Origin of the sequence: Rothia mucilaginosa, from assembly GCF_019334805.1 — a bacterium.
Classification (GTDB): domain Bacteria; phylum Actinomycetota; class Actinomycetes; order Actinomycetales; family Micrococcaceae; genus Rothia; species Rothia mucilaginosa_C.
In genome coordinates, this window is the sequence record NZ_CP079822.1 from 187,377 (window position 1) to 204,968 (window position 17,592).

Annotated in this window: 11 protein-coding genes; 5 read left to right on the plus strand and 6 right to left on the minus strand. The window is 60.9% G+C overall.

From position 1 onward, the window contains the following. Window positions 1-394: 394 nt before the first annotated feature. Both LPB405_RS00730 and uvrB read right to left on the minus strand, forming a co-directional pair. Window positions 395-1,174 (minus strand): ornithinee aminotransferase, encoded by a 780-nt coding sequence (locus tag LPB405_RS00730; RefSeq protein WP_246824763.1) that lies wholly within the window; start codon window positions 1,172-1,174, stop codon window positions 395-397. Window positions 1,175-1,340: 166 nt separating this feature from the next. Continuing rightward, a complete protein-coding gene (uvrB, locus tag LPB405_RS00735) occupies window positions 1,341-3,509 on the minus strand; it encodes an excinuclease ABC subunit UvrB (RefSeq protein ID WP_219101539.1) in 2,169 nt (722 codons plus the stop codon). A gap of 438 nt (window positions 3,510-3,947) precedes the next feature. On the opposite strand from uvrB, the gene LPB405_RS00740 reads away from it, so the two are divergent. The 3 genes from LPB405_RS00740 (at window position 3,948) to LPB405_RS00750 (ending at window position 7,272) form a co-directional block, all read left to right on the plus strand. Then, window positions 3,948-5,027: a FecCD family ABC transporter permease gene (locus LPB405_RS00740; RefSeq protein WP_257604934.1), complete on the plus strand. Its 1,080-nt coding sequence runs from the start codon at window positions 3,948-3,950 to the stop codon at window positions 5,025-5,027. After that, window positions 5,027-5,986, plus strand: a complete 960-nt coding sequence (locus LPB405_RS00745) for an ABC transporter ATP-binding protein (protein WP_219101541.1) — start codon at window positions 5,027-5,029, stop codon at window positions 5,984-5,986. Before LPB405_RS00740 ends, LPB405_RS00745 begins: the two co-directional genes overlap by 1 nt. Before the next feature lie 140 nt (window positions 5,987-6,126). After that, the gene (locus tag LPB405_RS00750) at window positions 6,127-7,272 is read left to right on the plus strand and encodes an ABC transporter substrate-binding protein (protein WP_239669183.1); all 1,146 of its coding nucleotides are present in this window, start codon (window positions 6,127-6,129) and stop codon (window positions 7,270-7,272) included. Window positions 7,273-7,454: 182 nt separating this feature from the next. On the opposite strand, the gene LPB405_RS00755 is transcribed toward LPB405_RS00750, so the two are convergent. After that, window positions 7,455-8,771, minus strand: a complete 1,317-nt coding sequence (locus LPB405_RS00755; protein WP_219101544.1) for a 2-oxoglutarate dehydrogenase — start codon at window positions 8,769-8,771, stop codon at window positions 7,455-7,457. A 205-nt stretch (window positions 8,772-8,976) separates the two neighbouring features. Next, window positions 8,977-9,663 carry an IMPACT family protein gene (locus LPB405_RS00760; protein WP_012903629.1) on the minus strand — a complete coding sequence of 229 codons (687 nt, stop codon included), beginning with the start codon at window positions 9,661-9,663 and terminating at the stop codon, window positions 8,977-8,979. Window positions 9,664-9,721: 58 nt separating this feature from the next. Here LPB405_RS00760 and coaE point away from each other — a divergent pair, with 58 nt between their 5' ends. Beyond that, window positions 9,722-10,357: a dephospho-CoA kinase gene (gene coaE, locus LPB405_RS00765; RefSeq protein WP_044150491.1), complete on the plus strand. Its 636-nt coding sequence runs from the start codon at window positions 9,722-9,724 to the stop codon at window positions 10,355-10,357. A 207-nt stretch (window positions 10,358-10,564) separates the two neighbouring features. Here the strand turns inward: coaE and rpsA are convergent, their stop codons facing one another. Both rpsA and polA read right to left on the minus strand, forming a co-directional pair. Next, window positions 10,565-12,019 (minus strand): 30S ribosomal protein S1, encoded by a 1,455-nt coding sequence (rpsA, locus tag LPB405_RS00770; protein WP_219101546.1) that lies wholly within the window; start codon window positions 12,017-12,019, stop codon window positions 10,565-10,567. A gap of 693 nt (window positions 12,020-12,712) precedes the next feature. After that, on the minus strand, window positions 12,713-15,724 hold the full coding sequence (gene polA, locus LPB405_RS00775; protein WP_219101548.1) for a DNA polymerase I: 3,012 nt from the start codon (window positions 15,722-15,724) through the stop codon (window positions 12,713-12,715). A gap of 467 nt (window positions 15,725-16,191) precedes the next feature. On the opposite strand from polA, the gene LPB405_RS00780 reads away from it, so the two are divergent. Next, window positions 16,192-17,469 (plus strand): dicarboxylate/amino acid:cation symporter, encoded by a 1,278-nt coding sequence (locus tag LPB405_RS00780; protein WP_219101550.1) that lies wholly within the window; start codon window positions 16,192-16,194, stop codon window positions 17,467-17,469. Window positions 17,470-17,592 lie beyond the last annotated feature (123 nt).

Sequence of the window (17,592 nt, forward strand, 5' to 3'; positions counted from 1 at the left end):
TCTCCCGCCGACCTTAATGGAGGTCGGCTCGATTCACCGGTTAGGCGCCTTCGGCTAACGTGCTGACGATGAGTCGATTGGTGGGATACTCCCTTGCTCGGTGAACGATTATACAGCAGGTTGGGGTTTTCGCACAGGAGCCCCTCCGGGAGAACTTTCAGGAGCTAGGTGCACCGAAACGCCGCATCCGGCGGGGTTGACCTGTCGGATGCGGCGTTCTGCGTGACGAATACACGCTGTCTAGTTGGGGGTCTAGCTGGCGCCACTATTAGTTTGACAACATGTAGAGCGGCGTATTGCAGACCAGCACTACACAGATCAACACCGTGCAACAAGCCCATACAAAAGTAGCCCTCCCCGTGAACTATTACGGGGAGGGCTACTTTTCATTCAGTTAGGAGACCATGTTGAAGGTCGGCGGGGTGAACGCAATCGCATTGACCTGCTTGTTCGTATCAAGCGTGCCGTTCTCCTGAATCGTCGGGACGGTAATAACCACCTCGAACTGGTACATGCCTTCCATGAGCGTATTACCACGCAACGCAAAACGCGCGGAGATGCCGGTCGCCTTATCATTCACGCTCGACGCAAACGGAATGACCTGACCCTGAACAGTCTGAGTCTTGCCGTTGCGGGTCATGACGGTTGCCTTGCCGGTCGGGTCAGTCGTGAAAATCTGGCGGTCAATGATTTTACCCTCGGGCGAGAAGAGGTAAATGTCCATGGACGGGTGCAGGTGCGTGGTGCCGGTCGTCGCCTCCAGGGCGGATACGTTGTAGGTCATCACGAACTCACCGCAGTTCAGGTTGAGGTCACCCTCGGGGCCGTGAGTCGCCTCGTACACGGACATGAGGCGAATCGTCGCGGGGTTCGGTGAGGTTGCATTCTCCATGGACCACCACGCCTGACCGGTCTCCGGCGCAGTCACGGGCTTGTTCTTGGTGCGCGACTGCAGGGCGCCACTGGCGGGGTTGGTAATCATCCAGCCGCCGACCTGGGTGAAGTCCGGGCCGTGTACCGTCTTGCAATCATCAGCCGATGCAGCGAATGCGGGCACCGTCGTGGAGGCGGCAATAGCGGGCACAGCCCAAAGCGCGCCGCGGGTGAGGTTGCGGCGGGTAACGGAACGAGCTCCCGTGGTGTGTGCGTCTGAAGAGTTATGAGAAATAGTCACAGATTTTTCTTTATCGTTCGGAAGCATCAAGGTTTTATTTGACACGTAAAACACCTTGATAGTGTACAGCATGTATCTGCACTCAGTAGAACTTCATGAACAATGAGTTACCTCATGGCGAAAAACCCACGTCGAACCCCTAAACGCCGGGTTTAGAACACCGGGTTTAGGCGTGACCTGCCTCCTTCATCAGGCGCAGCTCCTTCTTCAAATCGGCAAGCTCATCACGCAGACGCGCCGCCAACTCAAATTGCAGGTTCTCCGCCGCCACGCGCATCTGCTCGTTCATCTGCTCAATCAAATCCAGCAGATCCTCAGCGGGTGCCGCCGCCAGGCCGTCGGCACGAACGCGCGCCTCCGCACGGGCGAGAAGCTCCTCCGACTCCGGGGTGCTCGTGGCAATCTTCGACGAGGTCGCAGAACCGGTCTTTGCCCCCGCACTCACCGTGCGGGCACCCTTCTTACCACTCTTACGCTGCTGCAGAAGCTCGCGGGTATCCTCTTCCTCGCGGGCGAGAACATCCGTAATATCGGCAATCTTCTTCCGCAGAGGTTGCGGGTCAATGCCGTGCTCACGGTTGTACGCCTGCTGAATCTCGCGGCGGCGGTTCGTCTCATCAATCGCCACGCGCATAGAATCCGTAATCTTATCGGCGTACATGTGCACCTGACCGGACACGTTACGCGCCGCACGACCAATGGTCTGAATCAGCGACGTGGTCGAACGCAGGAAGCCTTCCTTATCGGCATCCAGAATCGCAACCAGGGACACCTCGGGCAGGTCCAGGCCCTCACGCAGCAGGTTAATACCAACCAGCACGTCGAAGGTGCCCAGGCGCAGCTCACGCAGAAGCTCCACACGGCGCAACGTGTCAACGTCAGAGTGCAGGTACTGCACCTTCACACCGTGCTGCAACAGGTACTCGGTCAAATCCTCCGCCATGCGCTTGGTGAGGGTCGTGACCAGCACACGCTCATCACGCTCCACGCGCACGCGGATCTCCTCAAGCAAATCATCAATCTGACCCTTGGTCGGCTTGACCACAATCTCCGGGTCAATCAGGCCGGTGGGTCGAATAATCTGCTCCACATAACCATCAGCCTGCGACAGCTCGTACTTGCCGGGGGTCGCCGAGAGGTAAATCGTCTGACCGATACGCTCCAGGAACTCCTCCCACTTCAGCGGGCGGTTATCCATCGCCGACGGCAGACGGAAACCGTGCTCCACGAGGGTGCGCTTACGGGACATATCACCCTCGTACATGGCGCCAATCTGCGGAACCGTCACGTGTGACTCGTCAATAATCAGCAGGAAATCATCCGGGAAATAATCCAGCAGACAGTTCGGAGCGCTACCTGCGGCACGACCGTCAATATGGCGAGAGTAGTTCTCAATGCCATTGCAGAAGCCCATCTGCTCCATCATTTCCAGGTCATAGGTGGTGCGCATGCGCAGACGCTGCGCCTCCAGCAGCTTGCCCTGAGATTCGAGGGTCTGCAGGCGCTCGCGTAGCTCATCCTCAATGGAGGTAATGGCCTTCGCCATACGCTCGGCACCGGCGATGTAGTGGCTTGCGGGGAAGACATACATTTCTTCTTCCTCGCGAATCACCTCGCCGGTCAGCGGGTGCAGGGTGTAAATCGCCTCAATCTCATCGCCGAAGAACTCAATGCGGATCGCGTTCTCCTCGTACATGGGGATGATTTCGACGGTATCGCCGCGCACACGGAACGTGCCACGGTGAAAGTCCATATCGTTACGCGCGTACTGCATCGCCACGAACTGGCGCAACAGCTCGTCGCGGTCAACCTCCTCACCGCGACGCAAAGTCACCATCTGCGCAATGTACTCCTCGGGCGTGCCCAGACCGTAAATGCAGGACACGGTCGCAACCACCACCACGTCACGGCGAGTCAGCAGGGAGTTCGTCGCCGAGTGGCGCAGACGCTCCACCTCCTCATTGATGGAGGAGTCCTTCTCAATGAACGTATCGGTCTGCGGCACGTACGCCTCAGGCTGGTAGTAGTCGTAGTAGGAGACAAAATACTCCACCGCATTATTCGGCAGCAGCTCACGCAGCTCATTCGCCAGCTGCGCCGCCAGAGTCTTATTCTGCACGAGCACCAGAGTCGGACGCTGCACCGCCTCAATTAGCCAGGCTGCGGTCGCGGACTTACCGGTACCGGTAGCGCCCATCAGCACAATGTCCTTCTCACCGTTCTGCACACGCTCGGTGAGCTCGGCAATAGCCTTGGGCTGGTCGCCGGCAGGCTGGAAGGGGCTGACTACCTCAAAGGGGGCAACAACACGGTTAATCTGGGGTGCATAACTCATGTATCCATCCTAGGGGAAAGCCGCCCGACGCGCCCCCGGATTGGTCACCCTTTTCTGCTGGCGCAATATAATCACGCGCAATAGTACAGACACGACAGGTAACAAGCCATCACCATGAAAGTGCCCAAGTTCATAAAAGAAAGGACGCAAAAGATAAGAGGTATTCGACTGGTTCATCTGCGCTACCGGGCAGGAGGCGAGCGGGAGCATTTTCCGCACGATGACGGTGCTCTTAGGAACAGCGCTCTTAGGGGTGGCCGCCCTCCCCCACAGCCGCCGCCACTCACGGGCACCGCACCGCAGAAGATAAGCGGCAACACATAAAGACTTATGGCGGGCGCTCCGCACCCGCACCCTTTGCCTCCTTGATGTGGCTCACATATGTTTAGAGCACACACGCAGACAGAACGGGACCACAAGAGCGCACGGAAGGACTCCATGAGTACGACCACGGAGGTGACCTCCACCAGCACACCAGCCGCCAAGACCGAGCGCCGCCGCCTCTTCGCCTCCTCGTACCCGCTAATCATGCTCATCGCCCTCACCATTCTGCTGGGCGTCACCTACCTCTCACTCATCACCGGCAGGTACCCGGTCGAACTGGACGAGCTCTTCCGCATCCTCGGCAAGAACTGGTTCGGCATGGATTTGAAGGTCTACAAGCCCGCCGAAAACATGCTGCTGACCGTGCGCATTCCGCGCCTGCTCGCCGCCGGGCTCATCGGTGCCGCCCTCGCCATTGCGGGCGCCACCTTCCAGGCAGTTTTCCGTAACCCGTTGGTTTCCCCCTACCTGCTGGGTGTTTCGCAGGGCGCGTCGGTGGGTGCCGCCTCCGCCATTCTGCTGGGTGTGGGCACGAGCCTCGCCATTCAGGGTTCCGCCCTCGCCGGCGGCCTCGCGGCAGTACTGCTGACCGTGAGCATTCCGCGCCTGCTCAAGAATCAGTCCACGCTCATGCTGGTGCTCTCCGGCGTGATTGTGGGTGGCTTTGGCACCGCCGCGCTGGGTGCGTTGAAGTTCATTGCGAACCCTGAAACTCAGCTGGCGCAAATCGTGTTCTGGCAGATGGGCTCCCTGCAGGACGTACGCGCGGAAGCACTCACGCAGTTTGCGCTGGTGGCGGTGCCCTGCATCCTGCTGCTCTTGGCGATGCGCTGGCGCATCAATATCCTCTCGCTCGGTGACGATGAAGCGCGCACCCTCGGCATTAACCTGACCCGCACCCGCGGTATCACCATTCTGCTGGCAACCCTGGTGACCGCGACCAGCGTGTGTATTGGCGGCCCGATTTCTTGGGTTGGCCTGGTCATTCCGCACCTGTGCCGCCTGCTGGTTGGTAGCGACACGACCAAGCTCATGCCGCTGTCCATTCTGATGGGTGCTTCGTTCATGATGTTCGTCGATACCCTGGCGCGTAGCCTCACCAGTGCGGAGGTGCCTCTGAGCGTACTGACCGGCTTCATTGGCACGCCGCTGTACGTGGCGCTACTGCTGCTTGGAAAGGTTCGGGTGAAGTAATGCCCTCTTCCATTCCCAATACTCAGCAGCGCACGGATGCGAGCGCAGAGGTTCTGCTGCACCTGGACGATGCGGGCTTCCGTTACGGCCGCCGGGGCAAGCGCATCAATCGCCGCCGCGCGGGTCTGCACCGTTCCGGGCACCGCTTCAGCCGCTGGATTTTCCGCAACGTGAACCTGCAGGTGCGACGCGGTGAGGTCCTCGCCATTCTGGGTCGCAACGGTGTGGGTAAGTCCACCCTGTTGAACTGCCTGATTGGTTTAAATTCGCTCACCGAGGGCAGCATTCACCTGGGCGGTGAGCCGCTGGATTCTTTGACCGCGACTGAGCGTGCCCGCCGCATCGCCTACCTTCCGCAGATGGAGGGTCGCGGCATCTCCTACACCGTGACCGAGTACCTGCTGATGGGTCGCGCACCCTATATTGGGTTGTTCTCTTCACCCTCGCGCCGTGACCGTGAGCAGGTGCATACCGTGATGGAGGAGCTGGGGCTGCTCGACCTGGCGCACTCCCCGCTGGATGAGCTGTCCGGCGGTCAGCGTCAGCAGGTAGGTATTGCCCGAACCCTGGTGCAAGACGCCCCGCTCATCGTTCTGGACGAGCCGACGAGTGCACTGGACGTGGCGAATCAGGCGAAGGTGTTGCGCAAGATTCGGCAGCTGCGCGATGCCGGGTACGGGGTTATTTTTACGACCCACAATCCGGATCACGCGCTCCTGTTGGATGCGACCGTCGCCCTGCTTGGCGTACACGATATGCCCGATACCATGCCAAACGCAACGCCGCAGGTATCTGCACATGCGCCGGCTCAGCTGCTCACGGGCCGCGCCTCCAAGGTGCTCACCAGCGAGGTTCTCTCACGCACCTTCGCTACAGATTTGTCGGTGGTGTATTCACCACAGCTGGGTCGTTCCAGCGTGCACATGACGAGCCTCGATATGAGGCTCCACAGCTTTTAGTTTTCCGGTGGCGGTTTGAACCAGATACAGAAGATGCGGTAGAGGTGCCGCATCCGCTGTGGTGGCGCGCCCCTAGAGCGCCGCTTCCCCGAACCGCCTCCGGGTTATTCACCCACCCTGTCGACACAGAAAGACACATCATGAAGATTACGAAGTTCCACACCGGCATTGCCCTGACCACTTCCCTCCTGTTGGCTGCGCTGACCGGTTGCGGCGCAGCGAACACCGCCTCCTCCTCGGGTTCCGCATCGAGCTCAACCTCAGTCTCGACTTCGAGCAATTCCGCAAAGAAGCACACCAGCTTCTTCGTGAAGGATAACGGTGACGGCACCAAGGTCATTAAGGACATTGACGGCAAGGAGGTCACTGTCCCGACCAACCCCGAGCGCATCGCTGACCTGTGGCACGCAAACAACCAGGTGGTTCTGTTGCTCGGCGGCGCTGAGAAGCTGGTGTCCACCACGACTGCCGTGAAGTCTCTGGCGTGGTTTAAGCAGGTGTACCCCGGTATTGAGAAGGTTGACGCGCCGGTGAAGGGCACCGACGTGAACATGGAGCAGCTGCTTGCCGATAAGCCGGAGGTGCTACTCGCCTCCTCGAAGGATCAGATTTCGAAGGCTACTGAGGCAGGCATCCCGGCGGTGCACGTGGAATTCCAGAACTTCGCTGATTTGAAGCGCACCGTTGAGCTGACCGCCGAGGTCATCGGTACCGATGAGGCGATTGAGCGTGCCGAGAAGTACCTGGCATATCTGGAGAAGAACGAGAACCTCATCAAGGAGCGCCTGCAGGGCGTCACCGAGTCCCCGAAGGTGCTACACATTGCGGGCGGTTCTGACCTGACGAAGGTGGACGGCTCGAACTCCCTAATTGGTGAATGGATGAAGCTTTCGGGTGCGAAGAACTCCCTGGACGGCGTGGAGAACCTGAAGAACATTTCTCTGGAGCAGATCATTGCCTCGCAGCCGGAGTACATCATCATTGGCGGCGCGGATGCCCAGAAGGGCGTGGACGCGATTAAGGCTGACGCCGCGTGGGCTGACGTTCCGGCGGTGAAGAACGGCAAGATTATTAAGAACCCGGTCGGCACCTTCAACTGGGACCGCTACTCCGCCGAGGAGGCTCTGCAGATTCTGTGGGCGGCGAAGCTGTTCCACCCCGAGAAGTTCTCCGACATTGACCTGGTGAAGGAGACCCGCGAGTTCTACTCGACCTTCTACGGCTACCAGCTGACCGAGGATGAAGCGCAGCGCATCATCAATGGTCAGGGCCCCGCAGCTAACTAATCCGAAACTAGCTAATCCGGCGACTAACTCGCCTGGCGGTAGCTCACTTGGCGACCGGCTAGTTCGTTGAACACGTACCGCCCGGAACCGTGCTCACAGCATGGTTCCGGGCGGTATTTTATTGGTTTGTAGCCGTGGGGTGCCACTGTATTAGTCGAGTTCAGCGTTAGTTAACCGCAGCGTTAGCGCACCTCCACGGTGGCTCCGGCGAGGCTCATCAGCGCCCGGTTCGTCAGCGGAAGGTACCCGTTCAGGGCGCTCAAAATCAGCTGCATGGTGCGCTCTTCATCCTCCACGCTCAGCCCGCGCGGAATACCCACACCCGGCACGCAGATGCGCTGCTTATACAGGTCAATCACCGCGCACACGGTGCGGTTCGGCACACCCAACACCGGCAGCATGCCGCGGTGATTGACGGTGCGCAGGCCCTTACCGACCACGGCGGCGGTACGAATATCCGGGCAAGCGCTGCCCTCAAACCGGGAGGCACCCGCACCGTTCGCAAAAGCGGCAGGGTCGGGAATACTATTCGGCACCGCGCTCTTCTCGTTCAGCACAGACAGCAGCGGCTCCCCCACCGCGGCGGTGACCGCCACGTAGCGTACCTGCCGGTCCATGGCGTTGAGGAAGTCCAGTTCCGCGTACTCCTCCACGCGGTAGTTCTCGACCAGACCGGCTTCGCCCGACCCGGTTTCTTCCACGGTGCGGGTGATGACTTCTTCATCGTAGAAGCTTGCCACGCACACCTGCGGGGCGCCTCGCTCAATGCGGGCGCGGCACTGATAGTCGTCATCGAGCAGCCAGAGGGACAGCTCATAGCCGTCGGGTACATCGCGCACACCGGTCGCGAGCAACACTTCGCTGCCGTCCAGGGGGAACGGCTCCCAGCCTGCCGGTTCAAAAGCATTGAGGGCACCGTCCAGGGCGGGGTTGCAGGATCCGAGGCTCGGCGCCTGCTCAGCCGGGGTGAATGCCTCGGTGGCGGGCATGGCGATGGTGAGCCCGCGCATCCTGCCGGCGAGGCAGAGTTCAATCGCCATGAGCAGGTGGCCCGCACCTTCACGGCTCAGTGCTGGGCTCTGAACCATGTGCGCCACACCGGAGTTGTCCAGGCTGAGGTGTTCGCCAACTCCGCGGGCGGCGTTAGAGTAGCGGTTGTGCAGGCGCACCAGCTCGTCAATGGGCAGGGCGCGGCCCACGGTGCCGAACGCCTGGGCGATAGCGTGAACATGTTCGGGGAAGACGCGGCAGAGCCTGCCAAGCTGGCGAGCAAATTCTGCCGGACGCTGCGTGAGCACGCTCAGTAGGGTGCCGAGGTTCTGCTGGCGATAGGCGTTAAGCAGCTGGGCGACGGTGGCGGGTTCAAGCTGCTCGACGGTGCCCCTCGCGGGGAGGCGCGCTCCCTGGCGGTTGAGGGTTGCGGTGCCGCCGCGGCTGCCCGCGGACTGCTCTGATGAGTTTTTGCCTGCTTGTTCTCGGTAGGTTCCCGACTGCGTCACGTTTTCACGACCTCAGATATTGGATAAGCCTTTTGGCACTCCTTCTACCCTAGCAACAAAAACAGGCAATTACTAGGGTTCAAGTAACTATTAACTAAGGTTGGACTATCTTTTAGGCTTTGAGAGCTTTACGCAGGCGCTTTAGCCCCGAAATCTAGGAGGAAAATCTGGGGGCGGAAGTCTAAGACCGGGAATCTAGGGCAGCCTAGACCGGCAAATCCACCCACTGCGTATCGCCCCAGGTCACGCTCGCCGCACCGGAACTCAAGCTCACCACCAGCTCCTCGGCACGCGCCAGCTCCTCCGGGCGGTCAAACACACCCAGGGAAATCGTGGCGCCCTCCGCACCATACTCGGTACCCAGAACGTTCAGACCGGCGGCACGAATCTCATTCTCCAGGCGGCCAGCATCCGCATGCGAACTGGGCACCTTACCCACGCGCAGACGCTCACGCGAATCGAATAGCGCGCCATCCAGGGTCTGCACCACCGAATCAGTGTAGGCACGCACCAGACCGCCCGCGCCGAGCTTAATGCCACCGAAATAGCGCACGACCACCGCAACCACATCCGACAGGTCGGTGGTGCCGTCCTCGCGGGTCTGACGCGCCAGCAGCGCCTGCATCATCGGCACACCGGCGGTACCGGCGGGCTCACCATCATCGGAGGAACGCTGAATATCGCGGTCAGCACCAATAATGAACGCTGAACACACGTGGCGGGCATCGTGGTAGGTCTTGCGCACTGACTCAATGTAGGCGCGCGCCTCCTCAACGGTGCTCACGCGTTTGATGTGACCAATAAATTCGCTACGCTTAATTTCGAGGAGGCTCTCATAGGGCTCATCGCCGCGCGGCACAAGGTATCGGTTGGCGCGAGTTTCTTCCTGCATGTGTCCTCCTCTAATCAGTACCTATCTATTGTGGCACAGCCCGTCAGGAGCACCGTCCATGTCCCAGCCTTCTTCCCCCGCTTCTACCACGCTGCGCCGTTACGCCCTCACCGGCGGTATCGGCAGTGGCAAGAGCACCATCGCCGCCCTCTTCGTGGAGCAGGGCGCATTCCTGGTGGATGCGGACGCCATCTCCCGATCCCTCATGGAGCCCGGCGAGGCGGTGCTCGCCCGCACGGTCGCGGAGTTCGGCGAGCATCTGCTCGATGAGGACGGCCGCCTCAACCGCCCCGCCCTGGCGCGTATCGTGTTCAATGATGAGCAGGCGCGCCTGCGTCTGAACGCGATTGTGCATCCCGCTATTCGTGAGCGTGCCGCGCAACTGGTGGAGCAGGCGCAGTCCGAACCCGGGTTCAGCGGCGTGGTGCTGGAGGATATTCCCCTGCTCGTGGAGACCGGCGACCCGTCCGCTTTTGAGGGCGTGGTCGTGGTGCGCACTCCCCTGGCAACTCGCCTGCAGCGCCTCGTATCGTCGCGTGGCATGAGTGAGGAGGATGCGCGCGCCCGCATCGCCGCGCAGGCTACCGACGAGCAGCGTGAGGCGGTCGCAACCTGGATTATCGATAACGGCGGCTCGCTGGAGGAAACCGCCGAGCAGGTGCGCGCCGTCTGGGAGCAGATGACCGCCGCCTAAGATCCTCCCCAGCAACACGGGGCACAGCAACACAAGGCACACGCCCCGGCTCCCAAGGCGCCCAGCTCCAAACCCAAACCCCCAATAACGCAAAGAACCCCCTCACCTCCCAAACGGGAGATGAGGGGGTTCCTCTGCTCTAAGGCACCCCACGCGGGGGTTACCTATCGGCTATTACGCCTGATGAGTGCTCATCTGAGCGGCAGATTAGTTGCCGGTCAGCTTCTTGCGGAGCTCAGCCAGTGCCTCATCCGATGCGAGGGTGCCTGCGGATGCGGGCTCCTCGGAGGAGTAGGAGGTCGGTGCGGGCTCAGCTGCTGCGGGAGCTGCTGCTGCAGCCTCTGCGTCAGCCTCGAGAGCCTTAGCAACCTGAACCTTGTGAGCCTCGAAGCGAGCCTGTGCCTCTGCGTACTGTGCTTCCCATGCCTCGCGCTGTGCGTCGAAGCCTTCCAGCCACTCGTTAGCCTCGGGGTCGAAGCCCTCGGGGTACTTGTAGTTGCCAGCCTCGTCGTACTCTGCAGCCATGCCGTACAGAGCGGGGTCAAACTCGGTAGCGTTGGGGTCAACGCCCTCGTTTGCCTGCTTGAGGGACAGGGAGATGCGGCGGCGGTCCATGTCGATGTCGATGATCTTAACGAAGACCTCTTCACCAACGGAGACGACCTGCTCAGCCAGGTCAACGTGGCGGGTTGCCAGCTCGGAGATGTGGACGAGGCCCTCGATGCCGTCCTCAACGCGCACGAATGCACCGAAGGGAACGAGCTTGGTGACCTTGCCGGGAACGATCTGACCCAGAGCGTGGGTGCGAGCAAATGCCTGCCACGGATCTTCCTGGGTTGCCTTGAGGGACAGGGACACGCGCTCGCGGTCCAGGTCCACCTCGAGAACCTCGACGGTAACGGGCTGGCCAACCTCGACAACCTCGGACGGGTGGTCGATGTGCTTCCAGGACAGCTCGGAAACGTGAACCAGACCGTCCACGCCACCCAGGTCCACGAATGCACCGAAGTTGACGATGGAGGAGACAACGCCCTCGCGGACCTGACCCTTCTCCAGCTCGTTGAGGAAGGAGGAGCGAACAGCGGACTGAGTCTCTTCCAGGTATGCACGGCGGGACAGAACAACGTTGTTGCGGTTCTTGTCCAGCTCGATGATCTTAGCTTCGATCTGCTGACCGATGTAAGGTGCGAGGTCGCGGACGCGGCGCATCTCAACGAGGGATGCGGGCAGGAAGCCACGCAGACCGATGTCGAGGATAAGGCCACCCTTGACAACCTCGATAACGGTACCGGTAACGACGCCGTCGTTTTCCTTGACCTTCTCGATGTCGCCCCATGCACGCTCGTACTGTGCGCGCTTCTTGGAGAGGATCAGGCGACCTTCCTTGTCCTCCTTGGTGAGGACGAGTGCCTCAACCTCGGAGCCGAGCTCGACGACCTCGGAGGGGTCGATGTCGTGCTTGATGGACAGCTCGCGGGAGGGGATGACGCCTTCGGTCTTGTAACCGATGTCGAGCAGAACCTCATCGTGGTCGATCTTGACGACCTGGCCGGAGACGAGATCGCCGTCGTTGAAGACCTTGATGGTCTTGTCGACAGCCTCGAGGAATGCCTGCTCGTCGCCGATGTCGTTGATTGCGACCTGAGGGATGTTGGTGCTCATGTAGTGAGGGCTCCAATTGGATTTCTAATAGGTCGACGCTGCCGGTTCACCGCTCAACACCCCCGGGTGGAGGCGCCGACCGGCTCACTTTTTCACCCCGGCGCGCACGGCATAGGGCCGCTAACGCCTTTGAACGAGGTGAGGAAACGTCGAGCTGACGGATACTTACAATGTGTACCGCCCACCGGAAGCAGATGCTTTTAGCAGGGTGTACGAGCAGTCTGTACCCGTTTTCTTAAGGAGAAAAAGAGCATAGAAAACCCGTACGTTGGTACACGCGATTAATAGTGTACGGGAATCCCGGGCGTGTCGTCAATGGTTACGCGCCCGGTTTTGCTCCCCTATTTTGCAGGCAGGACGGGCCTAGCTCGAGGGACGGTGCTCGTCCTCGTTCCTCTCACCATGGGAAGGGCGGGGCGCCGCATATTTCCTCCGCGCCTACGCAGGGGCACCCGTCACCCGGACGCTCCGCCCTCTCCTCGCTCCGCATCGGAGAGCGTCCGGGCTGACACCCTGAGGGCGCATCCGGAAAACGCGGCCGCACCCGCTCGGTGACCTGCTACCCCCAGCGCGGAAAGGCGATATCGTCCGAAAGTGACATCAGGGTGCCCGAAGCGAAGCGAGGGCGGGTGCCCCTGTAGGAACGAGGACGATAACCGCCTTTCCAAGCGGAGCCAAACGGAAGAAACGAGCCTAGTGGCCCGCCTCCTGCCAGGACTTGCCCCAGCCGACCTGCACATCCAGAGGAACACGCAGGGAGGCGGCACCGCTCATCTCCTCGACGAGCACGCGTTCGGCGGCTTCACGCTCACCGGTGGCGACTTCGAGGATGATTTCGTCGTGCACCTGCAGCAGCATGCGGGTCTTCAGGCCCTCTTCGCGCAGGCGGCGGTGAATGTTGATCATGGCGATCTTGATGATGTCCGCGGCGGTGCCCTGAATCGGGGCGTTGAGGGCGGCGCGTTCGGCGGCTTCTCGGCGTACACGGTTGGGCGAGTCCAGGTCGGGCAGCACGCGGCGGCGGCCGAAAATGGTTTCGGTGTAGCCGTCCTGGTGTGCCTGCTTGAGCACGCCGCGCAGGAATCGTCCCACGCGTCCGAAGCGTTTGAAGTAGTTGGTGCGCAGTTCGCCTGCTTCGTCGGAGCTGATGTTCAGCTGCTTGGCGAGGCCGAATCGGGACAGGCCGTATGCCAGGCCGTAGGACATTGCCTTGACCTTGGAGCGCTGCTCGGGGGTGACGTCTTCGGGGGCGACGCCGAAGACTTCGGAGCCGACGTAACGGTGCAGGTCCTCCCCTGCTTCGTAGGCTGCGATGAGCTTCTCGTCGGCGGCGAGGTGCACCATGATGCGCATTTCGATCTGCGAGTAGTCGGCGGTGAGCAGACCCTCGTATTCCACGCCGTCGACGGGTGCGGGCGCGACGATGAAGGCGCCACGGATGCGGCGGCCTTCTTCGGTGCGGATCGGGATGTTCTGCAGGTTCGGTGCGGTTGAGGAGAGTCGACCGGTGGAGGCGGCACCCTGCTGGAAGGTGGTGTGTACGCGTCCGTCGTCGGCGGCTGCTTTCTGCAGGCCTTCGACGGTCTGGACGAGTTTGATGTTGTCGCGGTAGGCGGCGAGCGCACCGAGGAATGCGGCGCCGTCGGACTCCGGGGAGATTTTGGAGAGTAGTTCGGTGACGGATTCGGCGTCGGTGGAGTAGCCGGATTTGATTTTGCGGGTGTGCGGCAGGGCGAGCTTGTCGAAGAGCACGGTCTGCAGCTGTTTGACGGAGGCGAGGTTGAGGGATTCTTCGCCGTCGTCGGTTTCGACGGTGTCGCCGATGATGGCGCGTGCGGCGTCCTGTGCCTGGGCTGCGCGTGCGGAGAAGGTGTCGTGCAGTTCGGTCAGGAGCGCGTCGGAGACGGCAATACCTGCCTGCTCCATGTCTGCGAGGACGTAGAGCAGCGGCAGTTCGATTTCTTCGTAGACCTTCAGCTGGCCGTGCTCTTCCATTTCGTAGTGCAGCAGGCGTGCAAGTTCGTGGATGATGCGGCTGATTTGCGTGAAGTAGCGCAGGTTATCGACGGGTTCGGCTTCGCCGGGCAGGCTGAAGAGGGAGGGTTCTGCCTCGTCTTCTTCGGGTTGGAAGACGAGCTGCGCGTAGGGGTCCTTGGGGATCCAGAGGTAGCGTTCGGCGAGGTCTTCCATGCGTTCAGAGAAGAGCTTGCGGGTTGCGGTGGGGATGAATCCGCACATGTAGGAGGACAGAGCGGGGTCTTCGACGGCGCCGGCGAGTTCGTAGCCGTAGGCGCGCAGGAGTTTGCGCTGGTTTTTGAGGTCCATGACGATTTTTCGGGCTGCTTCGTCGGAGAGCCAGGCGGCGAGGGCGGCGTCGAGTTCCGGGTCGATGGTGCGGGTGTCGATCCAGAGGCTGGTGCTCTTGCTGGTGAGGAGCACGCCGAGCAGTTCGGGGTTTTCTTCGGCGGCGCGGATCTTGGTTTTGGTGACCTTGACGGCGGGGGCGTCGCCGATGGCGGGGCGTGCTACGGGCAGGTTGGTGACCGGGTAGAGGGTCACGGCGCCTTCGAGGCGTTCGGGTACGGGGATGGGCGCGCCCTGTTCGTCGTTGCCGTAGTTTTCTTCGGCTGCGGCGGTGCAGAAGGCGCGGAATGCTGCTGCGTCTGCGTTTTTGGTGGGTGCGCTGGTGACAATGGGTGCGTAGACGGGGCCGGTGGGTGCCTTCTTGGTGGCGCCCTCCTCCCCCGCTTCTGCGGCGGGGCTTGCGGAGCCTGCGGTTCCGGCGGCGTGCACGATGGGGCCGAGGGTGTCGGCGGCACGCTTGCGGATGGTGCGGAACTCTACTTCGTCGAAGAAGGTGTTGAGTGCATCCAGGTCGGGGGTGAATGCGGTGTCTTCGAGGGTGACGTTCAGGTCGAGGTCGTTGACGAGCTGGTTGAGGCGGCGGTTGCGCACGACGTTGTCGATGTTTTCGCGTAGTGCTTCACCCTTCTTGCCGCCGATCTTGTCGCTGTTTTCGATGACGGCGTCGAGGGAGCCGTACTCGCCGAGCCACTTGGCGGCGAAGCCGGGACCCACGCCGGGTACGCCGGGCAGGTTGTCCGCCTGCTCGCCGGTGAGGGCGGCAAGGTCGGGGTACATGTGCGGGGGTACCTTGGTTTTCTTTTCGACGGCGGCGGGGTCCATGCGCTGAATACCCTTGGAGGGGCCGGTGGTGACCGGGTAGAGCAGGGTGACGTCGTCGGTAACGAGCTGGAAGATGTCGCGGTCGCCGGAGAGGATGAGGACCTTGTAGCCGGCTTCGGTGCCGCGGCGGGTGAGGGTTGCGACGATGTCGTCGGCTTCGTAGTTTTCGTAGGTGAGCGCGGGGATGTTGAGCGCGCCGAGCATCTTTTTGATGAGGTCGATCTGGCCGTTGAAGGCTTCGGGGATGGCGTTGCGGCCGCCCTTGTATTCGCCGTATTCGGCGGTGCGGAAGGTGCCGCCGGGCAGGTCGAAGGCTACGGCGATGTGGCTGGGCTGGTTGTCTTTGATGATGCTCAGCAGGGTGGAGAGGAAGGCGTGGACGGCTTCGGTGTGCTGGCCGTCGCTGCGCACGAAGATGTGCTGTCCGGTCTTTTCGGCCATGGTGTAGATGCCGAAGAAGGAGCGTAGGGCGAGGGAGTGTCCGTCAATGAGCAGGAGGGTTTTGTTCTCTGTAGTCACTCTTCTAGTGTATCGAGTCTGAGTTTGCTCGGTGGTTGGGTTCGTGACGGGAAGCTTCGTGACGGACGGTTTTGTGACGACTGCCGGTCAGCACTGAGGGTCTGCCTTGGGCTGGTCAGCCATGTGGGAGGCGCCCGTGCCGTATTGGGTGCCGGTGCTGTGCCATATAGCGGAACTAGGGGGCGTGTGGAAAGAGTTTTACCTCATATATAAGTGCCGGTGGGGTGCGTTTGGTGAGTTTTCTTCCCAAAAATGTGCCCCAAGTCACTATGTAAGGTGGATAATAATACAGTTTCCAGATAATATATAACCTTATTATCGCCTCCAGCGTAGGAAACCCCCACACCCCGTGTATTCATAGGCAGAACTCTACCCAGAATTTACTGGCAAAATTCACCGACAGGATTCACCGGACCGTGAGGGCACCTCCCGCGCTCAACACACAACGAACCCTCATTTAGGAAACTATGAAGGCACTCAAAAAACTTCCCCTCCTCGCGTGGATTATCATCGCGATTGCATCGGGTGTGCTTATCGGCATGCTGACCCCCGGAATGATTAGCGGCATCAATGACGCAACCGGCGCAGCCATCCCCACCGACTTCATTGTGCAGCTCTTCGTCTCCTTCTCCACCGTATTCAGTGCCTTCCTGAGCTTCGCGATTCCGCTGATTATTATCGGCTTCATCGTGCCCGGTATTGGTTCCCTCGCGCAGGGTGCAGGCAAGATGCTCGGCATCACCGTGGGTCTGGCGTACCTCTCCAGCATCCTTGCGGGCTTCCTGGCACTGACCTGCGCATTGCTGCTCTACCCCATCATTCTGAAGGGTCAGCAGCTGGCATCTTTCGATAACCCGGAGAATGCGCTCTCCGCCGGTTACGTTTCCATTCAGTTGCCCCCGATCATGGGTGTGCTCAGCGCGCTGGTTCTCTCCTTCATTCTGGGTCTGGGCATTACCGCGCTGAAGACCCGTGCGATGCTGAACCTCTTCGAAGACTTCCAGGTCATCGTTGAGAAGATGCTCAGCTACGTGATTATCCCCCTGCTGCCCGTGCACATTGTGGGTGTGTTCGCGAACATGACCCTCGCCGGTCAGGTTGCCAAGATCCTCTCCGTCTTCGGTCTGGTCTTTGTCATGGTGATTATCCTGCACTGGGTCACCCTGGCCCTGCAGTACTCGGTGGCTGGCGCGGTGTCTCGCCGTAGCCCCATCCAGATGCTCAAGACCATGATGCCCGCGTACTTCACCGCAATCGGCACCCAGTCTTCGGCTGCTACCATCCCTGTGACCGTGCGTTCGGCAAAGAAAGCTGGCATCTCTGCTCGCGTGGTGGACTTCGCGATTCCGCTATGCGCAACCATTCACCTCTCCGGCTCCATGATTACCATTACCTCCTGCGCGGTGGCTGTGCTGTTCATGACCGGTAAGAGCCCCGACTTCGGTTCGCTGGTTCCCATGATTCTGGTGCTCGGCGTGATGATGGTTGCCGCTCCCGGCGTTCCCGGCGGTGGCGTGATGACCGCAATTGGTCTGCTCGAGTCCATGCTCGGCTTTGACTCCTCCATGATCGCCCTGATGATTGCCCTGTACCTGGCTCAGGACTCCTTCGGCACCGCAACCAACGTGACCGGTGACGCGACCATCGCAGCCCTGACCGAGCGTATTTCCAAGGCAAGTGGCGTGAATCCCGATAAGGAAATCCGCGACGAGGACATCGAAAAGGCAGAAGCTATTTCCGCCTAATCCTCGCGTAAGCTTCCATAGCGTTATTCAGCCCTGTCTCCTGAGTTCAGGAGGCGGGGCTGAATCGTGCCCGGAACCTCCCCCGCAGGTCAAAGCACCAAAAACCGAGGAGTACACTGGAAG